At 71.4% G+C, this 18,482-nt stretch carries 18 protein-coding genes; 8 read left to right on the top strand and 10 right to left on the bottom strand.

Annotated features, from left to right (window positions below):
* Positions 1-124 precede the first annotated feature (124 nt).
* A complete protein-coding gene (gene mscL / locus ACFY9E_RS23000; RefSeq protein WP_390987612.1) occupies positions 125-574 on the top strand; it encodes a large conductance mechanosensitive channel protein MscL in 450 nt (149 codons plus the stop codon).
* A gap of 16 nt (positions 575-590) precedes the next feature.
* On the opposite strand, the gene ACFY9E_RS23005 is transcribed toward mscL, so the two are convergent.
* A complete protein-coding gene (locus ACFY9E_RS23005; protein WP_390987079.1) occupies positions 591-770 on the bottom strand; it encodes a hypothetical protein in 180 nt (59 codons plus the stop codon).
* A gap of 56 nt (positions 771-826) precedes the next feature.
* Here ACFY9E_RS23005 and ACFY9E_RS23010 point away from each other — a divergent pair, with 56 nt between their 5' ends.
* The 4 genes from ACFY9E_RS23010 to ACFY9E_RS23025 all read left to right on the top strand — a co-directional run bounded on the left by ACFY9E_RS23010 (position 827) and on the right by ACFY9E_RS23025 (position 5,510).
* Positions 827-2,059, top strand: a complete 1,233-nt coding sequence (locus tag ACFY9E_RS23010; RefSeq protein ID WP_390987081.1) for a low temperature requirement protein A — start codon at positions 827-829, stop codon at positions 2,057-2,059.
* 100 nt (positions 2,060-2,159) lie between these two features.
* A complete protein-coding gene (locus ACFY9E_RS23015) occupies positions 2,160-3,188 on the top strand; it encodes a P1 family peptidase (RefSeq protein ID WP_390987084.1) in 1,029 nt (342 codons plus the stop codon).
* A 166-nt stretch (positions 3,189-3,354) separates the two neighbouring features.
* Entirely contained in the window at positions 3,355-4,572 is a 1,218-nt protein-coding gene (locus ACFY9E_RS23020; protein ID WP_390987087.1) for an Ig-like domain-containing protein, read from the top strand.
* A gap of 191 nt (positions 4,573-4,763) precedes the next feature.
* Positions 4,764-5,510 (top strand): DUF6227 family protein, encoded by a 747-nt coding sequence (locus ACFY9E_RS23025; RefSeq protein ID WP_390987089.1) that lies wholly within the window; start codon positions 4,764-4,766, stop codon positions 5,508-5,510.
* Position 5,511: 1 nt separating this feature from the next.
* Here ACFY9E_RS23025 and ACFY9E_RS23030 read toward each other — a convergent pair whose 3' ends face one another.
* The 5 genes from ACFY9E_RS23030 to ACFY9E_RS23050 all read right to left on the bottom strand — a co-directional run bounded on the left by ACFY9E_RS23030 (position 5,512) and on the right by ACFY9E_RS23050 (position 11,367).
* Positions 5,512-5,667 (bottom strand): hypothetical protein, encoded by a 156-nt coding sequence (locus ACFY9E_RS23030; RefSeq protein ID WP_283973995.1) that lies wholly within the window; start codon positions 5,665-5,667, stop codon positions 5,512-5,514.
* Between the two features lie 125 nt (positions 5,668-5,792).
* Positions 5,793-7,847, bottom strand: a complete 2,055-nt coding sequence (locus ACFY9E_RS23035; protein WP_390987092.1) for a fructose-specific PTS transporter subunit EIIC — start codon at positions 7,845-7,847, stop codon at positions 5,793-5,795.
* Positions 7,848-7,991: 144 nt separating this feature from the next.
* Entirely contained in the window at positions 7,992-8,939 is a 948-nt protein-coding gene (pfkB, locus tag ACFY9E_RS23040) for a 1-phosphofructokinase (protein WP_390987094.1), read from the bottom strand.
* Positions 8,936-9,697: a DeoR family transcriptional regulator gene (locus ACFY9E_RS23045; RefSeq protein ID WP_390987097.1), complete on the bottom strand. Its 762-nt coding sequence runs from the start codon at positions 9,695-9,697 to the stop codon at positions 8,936-8,938. Before ACFY9E_RS23045 ends, pfkB begins: the two co-directional genes overlap by 4 nt.
* A gap of 161 nt (positions 9,698-9,858) precedes the next feature.
* Positions 9,859-11,367 carry a DHA2 family efflux MFS transporter permease subunit gene (locus ACFY9E_RS23050; protein WP_390987100.1) on the bottom strand — a complete coding sequence of 503 codons (1,509 nt, stop codon included), beginning with the start codon at positions 11,365-11,367 and terminating at the stop codon, positions 9,859-9,861.
* Between the two features lie 62 nt (positions 11,368-11,429).
* Between ACFY9E_RS23050 and ACFY9E_RS23055 the strand changes: the two genes are divergently transcribed.
* Positions 11,430-12,413 (top strand): WYL domain-containing protein, encoded by a 984-nt coding sequence (locus ACFY9E_RS23055; protein WP_390987103.1) that lies wholly within the window; start codon positions 11,430-11,432, stop codon positions 12,411-12,413.
* 78 nt (positions 12,414-12,491) lie between these two features.
* Here the strand turns inward: ACFY9E_RS23055 and ACFY9E_RS23060 are convergent, their stop codons facing one another.
* Positions 12,492-13,175, bottom strand: a complete 684-nt coding sequence (locus ACFY9E_RS23060; protein ID WP_390987106.1) for a TetR family transcriptional regulator — start codon at positions 13,173-13,175, stop codon at positions 12,492-12,494.
* A gap of 512 nt (positions 13,176-13,687) precedes the next feature.
* Complete coding sequence (locus tag ACFY9E_RS23065) at positions 13,688-14,686, bottom strand: RNA polymerase sigma factor RpoD/SigA (RefSeq protein WP_142163091.1); 999 nt, start codon at positions 14,684-14,686, stop codon at positions 13,688-13,690.
* Positions 14,687-14,880: 194 nt separating this feature from the next.
* Between ACFY9E_RS23065 and ACFY9E_RS23070 the strand changes: the two genes are divergently transcribed.
* Positions 14,881-15,399, top strand: a complete 519-nt coding sequence (locus tag ACFY9E_RS23070; RefSeq protein WP_390987109.1) for a GNAT family N-acetyltransferase — start codon at positions 14,881-14,883, stop codon at positions 15,397-15,399.
* A 23-nt stretch (positions 15,400-15,422) separates the two neighbouring features.
* Here ACFY9E_RS23070 and ACFY9E_RS23075 read toward each other — a convergent pair whose 3' ends face one another.
* Positions 15,423-16,208, bottom strand: a complete 786-nt coding sequence (locus ACFY9E_RS23075; RefSeq protein ID WP_390987111.1) for a dioxygenase — start codon at positions 16,206-16,208, stop codon at positions 15,423-15,425.
* 89 nt (positions 16,209-16,297) lie between these two features.
* On the opposite strand from ACFY9E_RS23075, the gene ACFY9E_RS23080 reads away from it, so the two are divergent.
* Positions 16,298-16,831, top strand: coding sequence for a MarR family transcriptional regulator (locus ACFY9E_RS23080; RefSeq protein WP_390987113.1), 534 nt, complete (start codon positions 16,298-16,300; stop codon positions 16,829-16,831).
* A gap of 92 nt (positions 16,832-16,923) precedes the next feature.
* Here ACFY9E_RS23080 and ACFY9E_RS23085 read toward each other — a convergent pair whose 3' ends face one another.
* On the bottom strand, positions 16,924-18,465 hold the full coding sequence (locus ACFY9E_RS23085; RefSeq protein ID WP_390987115.1) for a DHA2 family efflux MFS transporter permease subunit: 1,542 nt from the start codon (positions 18,463-18,465) through the stop codon (positions 16,924-16,926).
* Positions 18,466-18,482: the final 17 nt, after the last annotated feature.

An 18,482-nucleotide genomic window follows, 5' to 3' on the forward strand; every position in this document is an offset into this window, starting at 1 on the left:
ATGATCTCGTCAAGGTCCTCGTTAGAGGGACCTGGTTGCTCGGTTCGGCCCAACGGTGACGTAGGTTGCGGAGCGTTTTGTTCCACAAGCTGCTTGTACGAGGAGAGGCCCCGAGGTGAGCGAGATGAAGGAGCCGAGCGTCTGGCAGGGCTTCAAGGCCTTCCTGATGCGCGGGAACGTCGTCGACCTGGCGGTGGCGGTGGTGATCGGTGCCGCCTTCACCAACATCGTCAACGCCCTGGTGAAGGGGATCATCAACCCGGTCGTCGGAGCGATCGGGACCAAGAACCTCGACCACTACAGCTCGTGCCTGAGCTCGACCTGCGAGGGCGAGCAGGGCATCCGGATCCTGTGGGGGTCCGTGCTCGGCGCCGCCCTGAGCTTCGTGATCACCGCGGCGGTCGTCTACTTCCTGATGGTCCTGCCCATGTCGAAGTACCTGGCCCGTCAGGAGACCCGCCGGAAGGCGAAGGAGGGCGCGCAGGAGGTCCTCGAGGTGACCGAGCTGGAGGTGCTGAAGGAGATCCGGGACGCCCTGGTCGCCCAGCGCGGCTCGGGGCACGACCGGCGCTAGCCGCGCGGCGGGCGGCTCAGAGGTGGTGGGGCGGCTTCTCGTCGAGGAAGCGCTTGAGGTCCGCCGCACTGCCGCCGGACTCGGTGCGCTCGCCCCAGCCCCGGTCGGTGTCGTCGGAGGACTGCTGGTCGAGCGGGTCGTCGAAGACCAGCGCGGGCTTCGGCTCGCGCGGCTCGGGGCCGGGGACGGTACTCATGCAACCAGGGTACGGTCGCGGAGAAATTCCCCGCGCCTTCTGCTCTGCTGGGACGCATGACTGCCAGCCCCGCTCCCCCGCCCGTCCCCTCCGGCGCGCCCGGCGGGAGGGGACCGCTGCGCCGGCTCCGGGCCCGTGGCCGCGACGAGGCGCACCGAACGGCCTCGGCGCTGGAGCTCTTCTTCGACCTGTGCTTCGTCGTGGCCGTCGCGCAGGCGGGCATGGAGCTGGTGCACTCCGTCGCCGAGGGGCACGCGGGCCAGGGGATCGTCGACTACGCGATGGTGTTCTTCGCCCTGTGGTGGGCGTGGATGAACTTCACCTGGTTCGCCTCGGCGTACGACAACGACGACGTGCTCTACCGGGTCGTCACGCTGGTGCAGATCGCGGGTGTGCTGGTCCTCGCCGCGGGGGTGTCGCGGGCGTTCGAGGAGCACGAGTTCCTCGTGGTCTGGCTGGGCTACGTGATCATGCGGGTGGCCATGGCGGCGCAGTGGCTGCGGGCGGCCCGCTCCGGCGAGGGCCGGGAGCGCACGACGGCCCTGCGCTACGCCGGCGGTGTGCTGGCGTGCCAGGTCGGCTGGCTGGGGCTGCTGCTCCTGCCCGAGGGGGCGCGGCCCTGGTGGTTCCTGGTGATGGCACTGCTGGAGATGTGCGTCCCGCCCTTCGCGGAGCGTGGATACACGACGCCCTGGCATCCCCGTCACATCGCGGAGCGGTACGGGCTGTTCACCATCATCGTGCTCGGCGAGACGATCGCCGCGGCCACGGTCGCGGTGAAGTCCGGCATCGACGAGAACGACGCGCTGGGCGAGCTCCTCCCCATCGCGGCGGGCGGGCTGCTGGTCGTCTTCGCCGCGTGGTGGATCTACTTCGTGGTGCCCATCCACGGCCATCTGCGCACCAACCGGCAGGCGTTCCTGTGGGGTTACGGCCACTACCTGGTGTTCGCCTCGGCGGCGGCGATCGGGGCCGGGCTGGAGGTGGCGGTGGAGCAGACCGTCGGCGCGGCGCACATCTCCACGCTGGCGGCGTCGGCGGCCGTGACCCTGCCGACGGCCCTGTATCTGCTCACGGTGTGGGCCCTGCACTCGCGCCACTTCAAGCGGGGCATCACCCAGCAGCTGGTGCTGCCGACGACGGCGCTGCTGGTGATCTGCTGCACGTTCCTGGGCCACTGGGCGGTGTTCGCGGCGGGTGTGGTCTGCGCGCTGTCGGTGGTGGCCGGAGAGACCCTGGCCGCCCGCCCGGCCGCCCGGGACAGCGGGCCGGTGACGCGGACCGGGTGAGGGCACCCGCGGCCCCGCCCCCGTGGACGTCATCGGGCTGACGCGGCACCGACCGGGCGCTGCGCCCGCCGGGGCCGGTGGCTGGACGACACTGTGGCCCATGACAGTTGACGCACTGACGGATGTCGCCGGCCTGCGGGTGGGGCACGCGACACGCACCGGCGACGGTTGGCTCACCGGCACCACGGTCGTGCTCACCCCGGAGGGCGGGGCCGTGGCCGCCGTGGACGTGCGGGGCGGCGGGCCCGGCACCAAGGAGACGGACGCGCTGGACCCGCGCAACGTGGTGCGGAAGGTGGAGGCGGTCGTACTGACCGGCGGCAGCGCGTACGGGCTCGACGCGGCGTCGGGGGTGATGGCCTGGCTGGAGGAACGTGGGCGCGGGATCCGTGTCGGGGCCGACCCTGCGCATGTCGTGCCGGTGGTGCCCGCCGCCTGCGTCTTCGACCTGGGGCGGGGCGGAGACTTCCGGGCCCGGCCGGACGCGGCGACCGGCCGGGCCGCGGTGGAGGCGGCCGCGGCGAGCGAGCTCGGCGCTCCCGTGGCGCAGGGGTGCGTGGGCGCGGGCACGGGAGCGGTGACCGGGGTGGTGAAGGGCGGCATCGGCAGCGCGAGCACGGTGCTCGGCTCGGGGATCACGGTGGCCGCGCTGGTGGTGGCCAACGCGGCGGGGTCGACGGTGGATCCGGAAACGGGGGTGCTGTACGGGGAGTTGTTCCAGGGGCGGGTGGAGTATCCGGAGGCGGAGGTCCACGCGGCCGCGCGGCGGCGTCTCGCCGAGACGGCCGCGCGGAGCGCGCCGCCCCCGCTCAACACCACGCTGGCGGTGGTGGCCACGGACGCTGATCTGACGAAGGCGCAGGCGCAGAAGCTGGCCGGCACGGCGCACGACGGCATCGCCCGGGCGGTGCGTCCGGTGCATCTGCTCAACGACGGGGACACGGTGTTCACGCTGGCGACAGGGGACCGCGCACTGGACGCCGCGAACCCGCTCGCCCTGAACGAGATCCTCGCGGCGGGCGCGGACATGGTGACGCGCGCGATCGTGCGGGCCGTACGGGCCGCGGAGCCGGTCGACGGTCCCGGCGGGGCGTGGCCGTCGTACGGGGAGTTGTACGCGGGCCGCTGAACAGGCCTGCGGCGCACAGCGGATCCACAGCGGCACCGGAATTTGTCGCGGTTCTGTCACGCGACGGCCTCCATGGGGAACGGACGGAACCCGACCGGTTCCCCGGCCCCTCTTCCCTCACGTACTGGAGCGGATCACGCAACATCACACGAACTGGGAGCAGCCCGTGACAACGCCGAACATTTCAGCGCGGCGCACTCTGGGGGCCTGTGCCGCCCTGATGGTCGGCGCCCTGACGCTCACCGCCTGCGGTGGCAGCGCCAACGCCAAGGACGACGAGAAGAGCGGCAACGGCGGCACCAAGACGTCCGTCGCGAAGATCGCCATCTCGGCGCAGGACGGTTCGACCGGAGCGTCCATCAACACCACCGGCGTGAAGGTCAGCGACGGGAAGCTGACCGACGTGAAGATGACGGTCGCGGGCAGCGATCAGACGGTCGCGGGCTCCGTTTCCGCCGACGGCAAGGTCTGGAAGCCGAAGGAACAGCTGGAGCGCGGGACGAAGTACCAGATATCGGCGACCGCCAAGGACGCCGACGGCAGGACCGCCGCGGCCAACTCGATCTTCACGACGGTGACGACGTCCAACAGCTTCATCGGGACGTACACGCCGGACAACGGCACGACGGTCGGTGTGGGCATGCCGGTGTCGTTCACCTTCGACAAGGCCATCACCGAACGCAAGGACGTGCAGTCGCACATCACGGTGACGTCCAGCAGCGGGCAGAAGGTCGTCGGGCACTGGTTCAACGGGCAGCGGCTGGACTTCCGGCCGCAGGAGTACTGGAAGGCTGGCTCCAAGGTCACGATGAAGATCGACCTGGACGGGGTCGAGGGCGCGAACGGCGTCTACGGGGTGCAGAAGAAGACGGTCACCTTCACCGTGGGCCGTTCGCAGGTCTCCACGGTCGACGTCAACACCCAGACCATGACGGTCGTCCGGGACGGCAAGACCATCAAGACGGTCCCGATCTCGGCGGGCGACCCGGAGCACACCACGTACAACGGGCAGATGGTGATCTCCGAGAAGTTCGTGCAGACGCGGATGAACAGCCGCACGGTCGGGATGGGCGGCGAGTACGACATCCCGGACGTGCCGCACGCGATGCGCCTGACCACGTCGGGGACGTTCCTCCACGGCAACTACTGGTACAACAAGGGCAACCCGCCCTTCGGCCGTCAGGGCACCAGCCACGGCTGCGTCGGCCTCGCGGACGTCCGCGGCGCGGGGGGCAGCACGCCCGCCAAGTGGTTCTACGACAACTCCCTCATCGGTGACGTGGTCGTCGTGAAGAACTCCCCCGACAAGACGGTGGCGCCGGACAACGGGCTCAACGGATGGAACATGGCGTGGAGCCAGTGGGTCGCGGACAGCGCTTCCTGACGGTCCGTATGACCATCTGAAAGATCGCCCCATCTGGGGATTTTGACGAACCGGCCGGGCCGCGCGGGAACTTTTCGCGCGGCCCGCGCGTTTTCCCGGACGTACGTTTTCTCGGTTCCCGGACATGATGTCCGACCGAGGGGCTACGGTATGCACCCACAAGGTGACATGCAGCAACGCCGGGAGAAACCTTGAGCGTTCCGTACGAGACGGCAGCGTACGAACCCCACGACTCGCCCGAGTCTCCGGAGGAGCACCTCGCGCGACTCCTCGGCCGCGCCCTGAACTCCTTCGAGCTACCGGACGAGACGATAAGGCGCCTGGACTGCGCGCTGGCGCACGACGGTTCGCTGCACTCCGCGCACCACAGCGCGGGCCTGCACCGGGAGACCTACCGGCACACGTGGCTGCTGGCCGACGGTTCGGCGCTCACCCTGTGGGAGCTCGTCCACAACACCGCGCCGGGCAGCGAACCGCAGCACGAGGTGTACGTGGACGAGGAGGAGCTGCGCGCCGCCACCACGCGGCTGCCGCTGCCGCCGGACACCCTGGACTTCGAACTGCCGGTGTCGGTGCAGCTGTCCCCGGTCCCCTCGCCCCGGCACGCGTACGCCGCGGAGGACTCGGCGGACCACGCGCGCAGGTTACTGCGCCGGGCGGAGAACGCGGACCGGCCGGGCGCGGACACGGCGGCCCTGCTGGCCACGGCGTCGGGGCACCAGATCACCCAGGCCTTCGGCCGGCCGTGCCGCGCGGGCCGGGCGGGGCTGGGCTTCTCGCTCTACGAGCACGCGTTCCTGCTGCGCGACGGCGAGGAGGTCTCCCTCTGGGAGGTCGAGCACACGGCGACGCCGGACGGGCGGCACATGTGCGAGGTGTACACCAGCGAGGACGCGGCACGCGAGGCGATGGAGCGGCGAGCGGCGCAGCTGTCGTGAGCTAGAGCCTGTCGCCGAGTTGGCGTACCAGCTCGGCGAAGGCGGCTCTCTCCTCCGTGGTCAGTTCCACGGACTCCGACCGGGAGCCCGTCTGCCGCTGTTGCGGGAGGGCGGGGAGCGGGTGGCCCTCGGGCCACCGGGAGACGTGCTCGGGCATGCGCCCCAGTAGACACCACGGCCCGGGACTTCGGTCCCGGGCCGTGATTTTCGTGATCTATCTCGCAGGTGGCATGAACGGTTCACACGCCCCGAAAGGGGCGAACCTCCACCGCTTCAGCGGCTTCACGCCGCGACGGGCTGCTTCGTCTCCGCCGACCGGACCGCGCCGTCCTCACCGGAGGCCGGTGCGGTGCCCGGGGCCGGCTTGCGCATGCCCTTCAGGACGACGACGAGGGCCGTCGTGACGCAGACGCCCGCGGCGATGGCGACCAGGTACAGGAACGCGTTGCCGATCAGCGGGACCACGAAGATGCCGCCGTGCGGGGCGCGCAGCGTGGCGCCGAAGGCCATCGACAGGGCGCCGGTGACCGCGCCGCCCGCCATGGAGGCCGGGATGACGCGCAGCGGGTCGGCCGCCGCGAAGGGGATCGCGCCCTCGGAGATGAAGGAGGCGCCGAGCACCCAGGCGGCCTTGCCGTTCTCGCGCTCGGTCGGGGTGAAGAGCTTGCCGCGCACGGTCGTCGCGAGGGCCATGGCCAGCGGCGGGACCATGCCGGCCGCCATCACCGCGGCCATGATCTTCATGGCCGAGTCGCTGGGGCTGGCGACCGCGATGCCGGCCGTGGCGAAGGTGTAGGCGACCTTGTTGACGGGGCCGCCGAGGTCGAAGCACATCATCAGGCCGAGGAGGGTGCCGAGCAGGATGGCGTTGCTGCCGGACAGGCCGTTCAGCCAGTCGGTCATGCCCTTCTGCGCCTCGGCGATGGGCTTGCCGATGACGACGAACATCAGGAATCCGACGATCGCCGCGGAGATCAGCGGGATCACCACCACGGGCATGATGCCGCGCAGCGCCGCCGGGACGTTCACCTTCTGGATCGCCATGACCACGCCGCCGGCGATCAGACCGGCCGCCAGGCCGCCGAGGAAGCCGGCGTTGATGTTGAACGCGATCATGCCGCCGACGAACCCGGGGACGATGCCGGGCCGGTCGGCCATGCCGTAGGCGATGTAGCCGGCCAGGACCGGGACGAGGAAGCCGAAGGCGACGCCGCCGATCTGGAAGAGCAGCGCGGCCCAGCTGTCGGCCTGGGTCCACAGGAAGTGGTCCATCACCGACGGCGCCTTGTTGATCTTGTAGCCGCCGATCGCGAAGCCGAGGGCGATCAGCAGACCGCCCGCCGCGACGAAGGGCACCATGTAACTGACGCCGGACATCAGCCACTTGCGCAGCTTGGTGCCGTAGCCCTCGCCGGAGTCGCCGGAGCGCTCCACCGGAGTGGCCGGGGCGGATCCGGAGGTGACCTCACCGCGGGCGGCCTTCTCACGGACCTCGGCGATGAGTTCGGCGGCGCGGTTGATGCCCGCCTTCACACCGACGTCGACGGTGGGCTTGCCGGCGAACCGCTCCTTCTCCCGCACGGGCACGTCGTGAGCGAAGATCACGGCGTCCGCCGCCGCGATGACCTGCGGGTCGAGCCGGGTGAATCCGGCCGAGCCCTGCGGCTCGACGGTGAGTTCGACGCCCGCCTCCCGGCCGGCGTTCTCCAGCGACTCGGCCGCCATGTAGGTGTGGGCGATGCCGGTGGGGCAGGAGGTGACGGCCACGATACGGAACGGGCGCTCGGCGGACGGCTCTTCGGCGGTGGTGTCGTCGGTGACCGTGGCGGCGGCGGGAGAGGCCGCTCCCGCCGACGCCACGGTGTCCTGGGAACCCGCCGGTGCGGGTGCGTCCGGCTCGTCGCCGCGGATCAGGGCCGCCGCGGCCGGCGCGTCGCTCACCGCGCGCAGGGCGTCGGTGAACTCGCTGTTCATCAACTGCCGGGCCAGCGACGACAGGATCGTCAGGTGCGCGTCGTCGGCGCCGGCCGGCGCGGCGATCAGGAAGATCAGGTCGGCGGGGCCGTCCGGGGCGCCGAAGTCGATGCCGTCGGCGCTGCGCCCGAAGGCGAGCGTCGGCTCGGTGACGTGCGCGCTGCGGCAGTGCGGGATGCCGATGCCGCCGTCGAGGCCGGTCGGCATCTGGGCCTCGCGGGCGGCCACGTCGGCGAGGAAGCCGTCCAGGTCGGTCACCCGGCCCAGGGCCACCATGCGCTCGGCGAGGGCACGCGCCGCCGCTTCCTTGGTGTCGGCGGAGAGGTCGAGATCGACCAGGTCCGCCGTGATCATGTCGCTCATCGCGGGCTCCTTAGCACGCGTATCGCCCGGTGGGAGGGGTGGGCGGGAGGGGGACGGGGGTGCGGTGGGGGGTGGCGGGGATGAAGGCGGGGGATAACGGGGAGGCCCGCCGCTCGCGCGCCGCTCCGCGCTGCTCGCCGTACGTCATGTGGCCGGCTCCTTCAGCACACGGTCCGCCGGGACCTCGGCCGTGACCGTCACCGCCGCCGGGTCCAGGTCGCGCGGTGTCGGCATGACGCTGCCCGGCAACTGGACGGCCGCCGCACCGTGCGCGACCGCGGAGGCGAGGGCTTCGGGGCCGTTGCCGCCGGCGATCAGGAAACCGGCGAGGGAGGAGTCGCCGGCGCCCACGTTGCTGCGGACGGTGGCGACGCGCGCGCTGCCGAACCAGGCACCCTCGGCGGAGACGAGCAGCTGCCCGTCGGCGCCGAGGCTCGCCAGGACGGCCCGGGCGCCCATCTCGCGCAGCTCCTCGGCGGCCTTCACGGCGTCGCCGACGGTGGCGAGGGGGCGGCCGACGGCTTCGGAGAGCTCCTCGGCGTTCGGCTTGACCACGTCCGGCCGCTCGCGCAGGGCCGCGAGCAGCGCGGGCCCGGAGGTGTCCAGGGCGATCCGGGTCCCGGCGGCGTGCGCGCGGGCGACCAGCTCGGCGTACCAGGAGGGGGCGAGTCCACGCGGCAGGCTGCCGCAGCAGGCGATCCAGGAGGCCTCGCGGGACTGCTGCCGCACGGTCTCCAGGAGCAGTTCCCGCTCGGCGTCGGACAGTTCGGGACCGGGCGCGTTGATCTTCGTCAGGACGCCGTCGGACTCGGCGAGGGCGATGTTGGAACGGGTCGCCCCGGCGACCGGGACGGGCGCGACCTCGATGCCCTGCTGGTCCAGCAGCTCGGCGACGAGGGCGCCGGGGGCGCCGCCCAGGGGCAGGACCGCCACCGTGCGCTGCCCCGCGGCGGCCACGGCACGCGAGACGTTCACGCCCTTGCCGCCCGGGTCCATCCGCTCGCCGGTGGCGCGGATGACCTCGCCGCGGTCGAGGGACGGCACCTCGTAGGTACGGTCCAGGGACGGGTTGGGGGTGACGGTGAGGATCATGCGCGCACTACTTCCGTGCCGCCGCGCTCGATCGCGACGGTGTCTTCGGGGCTCAGCCCGCTGTCGGTGATCAGCAGGTCCACATCGCTCAGGTCACCGAAGCGGGCGAAGTGCTCCTGGCCGTGCTTGGAGGAGTCGGCGAGCAGCACCACGCGGCGGGCGGCGGCCACGGCCGCGCGCTTGACCGCGGCCTCGGCGAGGTCGGGGGTGGTCAGACCGTGCTCGGCGGAGAAGCCGTTGGCGGCCACGAACAGCACGTCGGCGCGGATCTCGCCGTACGCCCGCAGGGCCCAGGCGTCCACGGCGGCGCGCGTACGGTGCCGTACGCGTCCCCCGACGAGGTGGAGCTGGATGCCGGGGTGGTCGGCGAGGCGGGCCGCGATGGGGAGGCTGTGCGTGACGACGGTGAGGGAGGCCTCCAGCGGGAGGGCGGCGGCCATCCGGGCCACCGTCGTCCCGGCGTCGAGGATGACCGTGCCCTCGACGGGCAGTTCCGCGAGGGCCGCCTTGGCGATGCTGTCCTTCTCGTCGGCGGCGGTCGTCTCGCGCTCGGCGAGGTCCGGCTCGAAGTCGAGCCGCCCGGCCGGGATGGCGCCGCCGTGCACCCGGCGGACCAGGCCCGCGCGGTCGAGGGCCTTCAGATCCCGGCGGATCGTCTCCGCCGTCACCTGGAACTCCTCGGCCAGCGACACGACATCCACTCGGCCGCCGTCACGGGCGAGCCGGAGGATCGCCTGCTGCCGCTCCGGTGCGTACATGTCCGTTCGCCTCCGCCTCATGCCCGAACGTGTGGTTTCAGCGGGAGGCTACGCCGAGATGTCCGCAAAGTAAACAGGTTCGGACCCAACCGGGCATGATCGGAAACACAGAACGGGCCCGGCACCGTAGTGCCGGGCCCGGGGACCCACGACCGCCGCTCTCAGGAGACCAGCACCCGCTCCGTCTCCTCCACCGCCGCCTGCTCCCCTTCCACATGCTGCGCGGGCCGCTTCGGCAGCGCGAACATCAGCAGGAAGATGGCGCCCATCACCGCGGCCACCCAGCCCAGCGCGTTCTGGAAGGCGTCCGCGAAGGCCGGACCGATCTGCTCCGGCCGCAGATGGTCGGAGATCGTGCCGAAGAACACCACGGACACCAGGCCGAGACCGAGCGCGTTGCCCATCTGCTGCACCGTGTTGATCAGGCCGGAGGCCGAACCGGCGTGCTCGCGCGGCACTTCCGAGAGGATCGCGTCGGTCAGCGGCGCGACGATCAGCCCCATCCCGACGCCCATGACGACGAGCGGGAGGGCCATCTGCCAGGGCGCTATGGCGAGGCCGTAGTGCCGGGCCTCCCAGATGTAGAGCAGCACCCCGGCCGCCATCACGAGCGCACCCGCCTGAAGCACCTTGCGCCCGAAGCGCGGGACCAGCATCTGCACCGACATCCCGGCGGCCGCGGACACGGCGATCGAGAACGGCACCCCGGTCAGCCCTGCCTTCAGCGGGCTCCAGCCCAGCCCGTACTGCATGTACAGCGTCCACACCAGGAAGAACACACCGAGCCCGACCCCGAAGACGGTCTGCACGGCGATGCCCGCCGCGAAGCTCTTGACCCTGAACAGGGACAGCTCGATCAGCGGGGAGCCGTCCCGGGAGGCCTTCCGCCTCTCGTACGCCACCAGCACGGCGAGGACGACGAGCGAGCCGGCCATCGAGACGTACCCCCACACCGGCCAGTCCAGTTCACGGCCGCGAATGAGCGGGTAGAGCAGCATCAGCAGGCCCAGCGTCACCAGCGCGACACCCACCAGGTCCAGCTTCAGGGCACGCGGCGCCCTGGACTCGGTGATGAAGCGGCTGCCGAGGATCAGGCCCGCGACGCCCACGGGCAGGTTGATCAGGAAGATCGACCGCCACCCCCAGCCGAACAGGTCCCACTCGGTCAGCAGCGCGCCGAGCAGTGGACCGGACACGGCTCCGAGACCGACGACCGCGCCGAACAGTCCGAACACCTTGCCCCGCTCGTGCGCCGGGAAGGTCGCGTGCACGATCGACAGCACCTGCGGCACCATCAGCGCCGCCATGCCGCCCTGCAGGAAGCGGGAGGCGACCAGCATCTCCGGGTTGACCGCGAGGCCGCACAGCGCGGAGGCGACCGTGAACCCGCCGATACCGACGAGGAAGATCCGCTTGCGGCCGTGGATGTCGCCGAGCCGTCCGCCGGTGATCAGACCGGCGGCGAAGGCGAGGGCGTAACCGGCGGTGATCCACTGGATCTGGCTGAAGGAGGCGCCCGCCTCCCGCTGGATGGACGGGATGGCGATGTTGACGATCGTCACGTCGACGAGGTCCATGAAAGCCGCGGTCATCACGATCGCGAGGGCGAACCAACGCCGGCGGTCGGTCCCGCCGCCCGCCGTGCCCGGAGTGGTGTCGGTGGAGTTCATGCTTCGACGTTAGACCCCCAATAGGTCAGGTCGTGTCCTAGTGGTGCGGCATCCTCATGCGTATGACGACGGACACCCCGGCCCGGCTGCTGACGCTCCTCTCCCTTCTCCAGACGCCCCGCGAATGGCCCGGCGGCGAACTCTCCGAGCGGCTCGGGGTCTCCCGCCGCACGGTCCGGCGGGACATCGACCGGCTGCGCGAGCTGGGCTACCCCGTGCAGGCGACCAAGGGCTCCGACGGCGGCTACCGGCTGGTCGCCGGGAAGGCCATGCCGCCGCTCGTGCTCGACGACGAGGAGGCCGTGGCCATCGCGGTCGGGCTGCGCGCCGGGGCCGGGCACGCGGTGGAGGGCCTCGACGAGGCGTCGGTGCGGGCGCTGGCCAAGCTGGAGCAGGTCCTGCCCGGCCGGCTGCGCCACCGCGTGACCACCCTCCAGGCCGCGACCACCCCACTGACCAGCGGCGACGGGCCGAGCATCGCACCCGAAACCCTGACCGTCATGGCCTCGACGGTCGCCGGCAACGAGCGGCTGCGATTCGCCTACCGGGCGGCGGACGGCACCGCGTCGCGGCGTCTGACGGAGCCGTACCGGCTGGTGTCGACGGGCCGCCGCTGGTACCTGGTGGCGTACGACATCGACCGCGACGACTGGCGCACGTTCCGCGTCGACCGGGTCAGCGAGCCCTTCGCCACCGGGGCCCGGTTCGTGCCGCGCGAGCTGCCGACGGGGAACGCGGCGGAGTACCTGCGGCGGTCCATGCAACGCCAGCAGCAGACCTACGACTTCGAGGTCACGTTCGCCGCACCGGCCGGCTTCGTCGCCGCCCGGGTGCCCCGGTGGCTGGGCACGCCCGAACCGCTGGACGAGGGCAGTTGCCGGCTGCGGGGGTCGGTCGGCGACGCCGTGCAGTGGGTGGCGTTCCGGCTGGCGATGCTGGAGTGCGACTTCGTGGTGCACGAGCCGGCGGAACTGGTCACGGCCGTACGGGAGTTGGGGGCGCGGTTGAGCAGGGCGGCCGGCGGCCGGGACGCGGACGGGGTGTGAGCCCTCGCGCCACGGCCCCCTGAGGTCACGCCCCCGGAGGCCACGGCTCCCCTTCCCCGGAGGTCGCGGCCCCGAAGCTCACGCTCCCCACGGGAACTCCCGCAGCGCCGCGAGATTCCGCAGCGCGAGTTCCGCCGGACCGTCCGGGCCCTCGACGGGCCCGTCGCCCTCGGCCCAGGCCTCCAGCGCCGTCCGTACGGCGGCACTGGCCACGGCGGCGGCGAAGCGCGCCCGGGGACCCGCGGCAACGTTGTCGGCGCCGTCCGGCCTCGGGGGCCTCCCGGGGGCACCGGCACGTGTCACCAGTTCCGTCAGCGCCTCCCCCAGCAGCCGCTCCGACGTCTGGCACACCTCCGCCCACACCCTGCGCAGGGACGGGTTCGCCTCGGCCAGGCGGAGCAGTGTGCGGACCCACTCCCAGGAGGACGCCGAGACGCCGAGGCCCGGGGTGAGGGTGTGGCGGACCCCTTCCTCCAGGGCCCGGAGCACGCCGGTGCCGGCGGGAGCGGCGCGCACCGCCTCCACCCAGCGCTGGGCGCCGGCCGCGTAGAGCGGGGCGACGGCCTCCTCCTTGGTCGCGAAGTACCGGTAGAAGGTGCGCGGGGCGATGCCGGCGGCCTGGGCGATGTCCTCCGCGCGGGTGGCGCGCAGGCCGTGCCGTACGAAGAGGCCGGCCGCGGCCCGGGCGATCTCCATGCGCGTCTCGGCCTTGCGCCGCTCGGTCAGTGAGGACGGAGGCGGGGTCGGGGTGGTGCTGCTCACGCCCGGCAGGCTATGCCCATGTGACACAATCTGCCATCTGGCGGGCCACCCCGTGGTTCAGGTACGGGGTGCCCCGCCCTCCAAGCACACCGTCCCCCCTCGCTCCGCCGGGCCACCGCGCCGGGCCAGCGGGCGCAGGCGGCCGGACAGATTGAAAGCCGGGCTCCGGCATCCGGGGGGAAGGACGCCGAAGCCCGGCCTCGGGAAAGTCCCGGCGCCGGGGGGAGTGCGACGGGACTTGGCTGTCGGGGGCAGGGGGTGTGTGCCCCGGGCTCGAACTGGTGGGCCCAGAAGTCTTGTTCCCTGAGTTCGCGCATTGAAGCGGCGTTACAACGCCATGTTTGCGCGGTCTTTCGCCACCCGGCGTACGCGGTGACCCCCGGGCGCACACGGTCCGTCACCCACTGGCCGTGGGAACGGGTCGTACGCCCGGGCGCCCACCGTGCTCACCGGTCTCGCGCCGGCCCGCGAAGGGGCGGTGCGCGCCGCGCGGGCGGGGGCGGGGGCGGGGGTCACGCCGCCGCGTCGAACCCGGTGCTGCGGGCCAGCTTCTTCAGCTCCAGCAGCGCGTGCTTCTCGATCTGCCGGATGCGCTCGCGGGTCAGGCCGTGCTCCTTGCCGACCTCGGTCAGCGTGCGCTCCCGGCCGTCCTCGATGCCGTAGCGCATCTTGATGATCGACGCCGTGCGCTGGTCGAGCCGGCCGATCAGGTCGTCGAGCTCCTCGCTGCGCAGCAGCGTCAGCACCGACTGCTCGGGCGACACCGCCGAGGTGTCCTCCAGGAGGTCGCCGAACTGGGTCTCGCCCTCGTCGTCCACCGACATGTTCAGCGAGACCGGGTCGCGGGCCCAGTCGAGCACGTCGGTGACGCGCTCCGGCGTCGAGCCGAGCTCTGTCGCGATCTCGGCGGGCTCCGGGTCCCGGCCGTGCTCGCGGTTGAACTCGCGCTGCACACGGCGGATCCGGCCGAGCTCCTCCACGAGGTGGACGGGCAGGCGGATCGTACGGGACTGGTCCGCTATCGACCGCGTGATGGCCTGGCGGATCCACCACGTGGCGTACGTGGAGAACTTGAAGCCCTTGCGGTAGTCGAACTTCTCGACCGCGCGCACCAGGCCGGCGTTGCCCTCCTGGATCAGGTCCAGCAGCGGCAGACCGCTGCGGGGGTAGCGGCGGGCGACCGCGACGACCAGGCGCAGGTTGGAGCGGATGAAGACGTCCTTGGCCCGCTCGCTTGCGTCGACCAGGGCCTGCAGTTCCTCCGGCGAGGCTCCGGCCTTGTTCTCCTCCAGGCCGTCGAGGATCTGCTGTGCGAACACACCCGCTTCGATGATCTGCGACAGCTCGACCTCCTTGGCGGCGTCGAGCAGCGGTGTGCGCGCGATCTCGTCGAGGTACATGCCGACCAGGTCGCGGTCGGCGATCTCGCCGCCATGGGCGCGAACACTGCTTGCCGCGTCGGCCGTCTCGCCGGTGGCGGACTGACGACGGGCGACGGCACGGGTTGCCATGCGAGCTCCCTTGCGTGGTGAGGTCAGCGGGTGGTCCTTCGGACGCTGGACTCCGTCTTTCAGAGACTCTCCGGACTCTCCTCGGGTGCCCTGCATCCGATGGAAACAACGACTGGAATCAGGACAGAATTCCCAACCCACCCTCCGATTTTTCTGATCATGCAGTACCCTGTCCGGCCACGTAGGGAGGCACGATGCTGTCGGAGCGTACAGAGGTGCAGGTCAGACCAGGAGTCGAGGAGGACCTCGAAGCCCTCACGGCCCTCTACAACCACTATGTACGTGAGACGGCGATCACATTCGATACCGCGATCTTCACTCCGGAGGAGCGCCGCCCTTGGCTGCTCTCCCACCCTGAAGACGGGCCGCACCGCCTGATGGTTGCCAGGGAGCCGGACACACAGCAGATTCTGGGTTACGCCACTTCCAGCCCTTTCCGAACGAAGCCCGCCTATGCCACCTCCGTGGAGACGACCGTGTACGTCGCCCCGGACGCCGGCCGGCGCGGCATCGGCACACTCCTCTACACGGCCCTCTTCGAGGCCCTGTCCGGCGAGGATCTGCATCGCGCGTACGCGGGCATCGCGTTGCCGAACGAGGCGTCGGCCCGGCTGCACGAACGCTTCGGCTTCCGGCACGTCGGCACCCACCGGGAGGTCGGCCGCAAGTTCGGCCGCTACTGGGACGTGGCCTGGTACGAGAAGCCGCTCTAGGCGCTGGAAGGTGTCCGCACCGCTCAGCCGAACTGGACCGATCGCTTCGCCAGGCCCATCCAGAACCCGTCGATCACGGACTTCTGCGCGTCCAGCTCGCCGGCCGCGTCGGCCGCGCCCATGGTCACGAACAGCGGGGCGAAGTGCTCGGTGCGCGGGTGGGCCAGCTGCCCGGCGGGCGACTTGCGGGTGAAGTCGAGCAGGGCGTCCACGTCGCGCGCCTCCAGCGCCCGCCGGCCCCAGTCGTCGAACTCGGCCGACCAGGCGGGGACGCCGCCCTGCCGGAGCGCGGCCAGGTTGTGGGTGAAGAAGCCGGACCCGACGATGAGCACGCCCTCGTCCCGCAGGGGGGCGAGCTTGCGGCCGATCTCCAGGAGCCGGACCGGGTCGAGCGTCGGCATGGACACCTGGAGGACCGGGATGTCGGCCTCCGGGTACATCTCGACCAGCGGGACGTAGGCGCCGTGGTCGAGGCCGCGGTCGGGGACGTCCTGGACGGGCACGCCGGGGGCGCGCAGCAGCTTGCGTACGGACTCGGCGAGCTCCGGTGCGCCGGGGGCGTCGTACGTCACCCGGTAGTAGTGCTCCGGGAAGCCCCAGAAGTCGTAGACGAGCGGCACGGTCTCGGTGGCACCGAGGGCGAGCGGGGCCTCCTCCCAGTGGGCGGAGACGATGAGGACGGACTTGGGGCGCGGCAGGCCGGCGGACCACGCGGCCAGTTCACCGGGCCAGACGGGGTCGTCCGCCAAGGGTGGTGCACCGTGGCTGAGGTACAGAGCGGGCATGCGCTCCTGAGTGGCGGCGGACATGCTGCGGCTCCTTCCAAAAAATGATTCCCTAACAAACTGTACGAGCCATTTGTTTAAAGTTCAAGGAGGGGCCACGTAGAGTGGAACGCATGAAGGCACCCGCATCCGCACCGACACCCGGCTCCGCCGCGGAGCCCAAGGAACCGCGCTGGCTCACCGACGAGGAGCAGCGCGTCTGGCGTTCGTTCATGGAGGGCGTCACCCTCCTCGACGACCATCTCGACCGTCAGCTGCAGCGTGACGCGGGCATGCCGCACGTCTACTACGGCCTTCTGGTCAAGCTCGCCGAGGCACCGCGGCGGCGGCTGCGGATGACCGAGCTCGCGATGCTGGCGAAGATCACCCGGTCCCGTCTCTCGCACGCCATCGCCCGCCTGGAGAAGAACGGCTGGGTGCGCCGCGAGGACTGCCCCGACGACAAGCGGGGCCAGTTCGCCGTCCTCACGGATGAGGGCCTCGACGTGCTGCGGCAGACCGCGCCGGGCCATGTGGAGGCCGTGCGCCAGGCGGTCTTCGACCGGCTCACCCCGGAACAGCAGAAGTCCCTCGGCGAGATCATGCGGATCGTCGCCGAGGGACTTCAGCCCGCCGAAGCGGGTGCGGACCTGCCCTGGCTCCGCTGACGCGGGAGCCGGGCAGGTCCTGGATTCCGTAGGTACGAGGCGTCCCCTTCCTCGTACCTACGGATGGCCCGAAGGGGTGTGGTGCGCGGCCGTCAGTGGGCGACGACCGGGATCTGCACCTCGTCCGCCGCGTCCGCGCCGGAGCCGGTCACCGTGGTCGTGCCCGGGCGTCCGGCGTTGACGAAGGTCAGGGCGATCACGGCGGCCGCCACGAGGATGCCCACGGCGAACCAGATGGCGCTGGTGTAGCCCTCCACCATGGCCTCCAGCTGGACCAGCTGCTGCTGGGACCGGCTGGTCGCCCCGGCGATGTGGTCGGCGACGTACGCCGTGGTCGCCGAGGCGGCGATCGTGTTCAGCAGGGCCGTGCCGATCGCGCCGCCCACCTGCTGCGAGGTGTTGACCATGGCAGAGGCGACACCGGAGTCCCGCGGCTCCACACCCTGGGTGGCCAGCGACATGGCCGGCATGAACGCCGTACCCATGCCGAGACCGAGCAGCAGCATCGCCGGGAGCAGCAGAGCGGCGTAGGAGGAGCCGATCTCCAGCTGGGTCAGCAGCAGCATGCCGAGCGCGGCGACCAGGAAGCCGGGGCCCATCAGCAGGCGCGGCGCGACCCGGGTCATCAGGCGGGTGCCGATCTGGGTGGAGCCCGTGATCATGCCCGCGATCATCGGCAGGAAGGCGAAACCGGTCTTGACCGGCGAGTAGCCCTTCACGATCTGCAGGTAGTAGGTCAGGAAGAGGAACAGGCCGAACATCGCGATGATCGCGAGACCGAGGGAGAGGTAGATCCCGCCGCGGTTGCGCTCGGTGATCACGCGCAGCGGCAGCAGCGGGGCCTTGACCTTGGACTCGACGAGCACGAAGGACGCCAGCAGCACGACCGAGGCGACGAACATGCCGACGGTCACGGAGTCGCTCCAGCCGTCCGACTCGGCGCGGGTGAAGCCGTAGACCAGGGCGACCAGGCCGAGGGTGGAGAGGATGACGCCCGGGATGTCGAGCGCGGAGCGGTTGCGGCCGCCCTCCGGCTCACGGATGACGAAGTAGGCACCGGCCGCGGCGACGATGGCGAAGGGGATGTTCACGAAGAACGTCCAGCGCCAGTCCAGGTACTCGGTGAGGAAACCGCCGAGGATCAGGCCGACGGCGCCACCGCCACCGGCGATCGCACCGTAGATGCCGAACGCCTTGGCGCGCTCCTTGGCGTCGGTGAACATCACCGCGAGCAGGGAGAGCGCGGCGGGCGCGAGCAGCGCGCCGAAGGCACCCTGGAGGGCGCGGGCGCCGAACATCATCGCCTCGTTGGTGGCCGCGCCGCCGAGCGCGGAGGCCGCGGCGAAACCGCCGAGCCCGAGGACGAACGCCCTCTTGCGGCCCCACAGGTCGGCTATCCGGCCGCCGAACAGGAGCAGACCGCCGAAGGCGAGGGCATAGGCCGTCACGACCCACTGCCGGTTGCCGTCGGAGATGCCGAGGTCCTGCTGGGCGGAGGGCAGGGCGATGTTCACGATGGTGGCGTCCAGGACGACCATCAGCTGGGCGAGCGCGATGAAGACGAGCGCTTTCCAGCGGCCGGCGTCCGGTTCTCTGGCCGGTGCGCCGAGCGTCTTCGAGGCTGTTTCAGACATGGGGATACCCACTTCGG

It is taken from the genome of Streptomyces sp. NPDC012466, from assembly GCF_042955215.1.
Classification (GTDB): Bacteria; Actinomycetota; Actinomycetes; order Streptomycetales; family Streptomycetaceae; genus Streptomyces.

Coding starts and splice junctions, on each gene's coding strand:
- mscL (WP_390987612.1), top strand. CDS start 125: ATGAAGGAGCCGAGCGTCTGGCAGGGCTTCAAGGCCTTCCTGATGCGC.
- ACFY9E_RS23005 (WP_390987079.1), bottom strand. CDS start 770: ATGAGTACCGTCCCCGGCCCCGAGCCGCGCGAGCCGAAGCCCGCGCTG.
- ACFY9E_RS23010 (WP_390987081.1), top strand. CDS start 827: ATGACTGCCAGCCCCGCTCCCCCGCCCGTCCCCTCCGGCGCGCCCGGC.
- ACFY9E_RS23015 (WP_390987084.1), top strand. CDS start 2,160: ATGACAGTTGACGCACTGACGGATGTCGCCGGCCTGCGGGTGGGGCAC.
- ACFY9E_RS23030 (WP_283973995.1), bottom strand. CDS start 5,667: ATGCCCGAGCACGTCTCCCGGTGGCCCGAGGGCCACCCGCTCCCCGCC.
- ACFY9E_RS23035 (WP_390987092.1), bottom strand. CDS start 7,847: ATGAGCGACATGATCACGGCGGACCTGGTCGATCTCGACCTCTCCGCC.
- pfkB (WP_390987094.1), bottom strand. CDS start 8,939: ATGATCCTCACCGTCACCCCCAACCCGTCCCTGGACCGTACCTACGAG.
- ACFY9E_RS23045 (WP_390987097.1), bottom strand. CDS start 9,697: ATGTACGCACCGGAGCGGCAGCAGGCGATCCTCCGGCTCGCCCGTGAC.
- ACFY9E_RS23050 (WP_390987100.1), bottom strand. CDS start 11,367: ATGAACTCCACCGACACCACTCCGGGCACGGCGGGCGGCGGGACCGAC.
- ACFY9E_RS23055 (WP_390987103.1), top strand. CDS start 11,430: ATGACGACGGACACCCCGGCCCGGCTGCTGACGCTCCTCTCCCTTCTC.
- ACFY9E_RS23065 (WP_142163091.1), bottom strand. CDS start 14,686: ATGGCAACCCGTGCCGTCGCCCGTCGTCAGTCCGCCACCGGCGAGACG.
- ACFY9E_RS23070 (WP_390987109.1), top strand. CDS start 14,881: ATGCTGTCGGAGCGTACAGAGGTGCAGGTCAGACCAGGAGTCGAGGAG.
- ACFY9E_RS23075 (WP_390987111.1), bottom strand. CDS start 16,208: ATGTCCGCCGCCACTCAGGAGCGCATGCCCGCTCTGTACCTCAGCCAC.
- ACFY9E_RS23080 (WP_390987113.1), top strand. CDS start 16,298: ATGAAGGCACCCGCATCCGCACCGACACCCGGCTCCGCCGCGGAGCCC.
- ACFY9E_RS23085 (WP_390987115.1), bottom strand. CDS start 18,465: ATGTCTGAAACAGCCTCGAAGACGCTCGGCGCACCGGCCAGAGAACCG.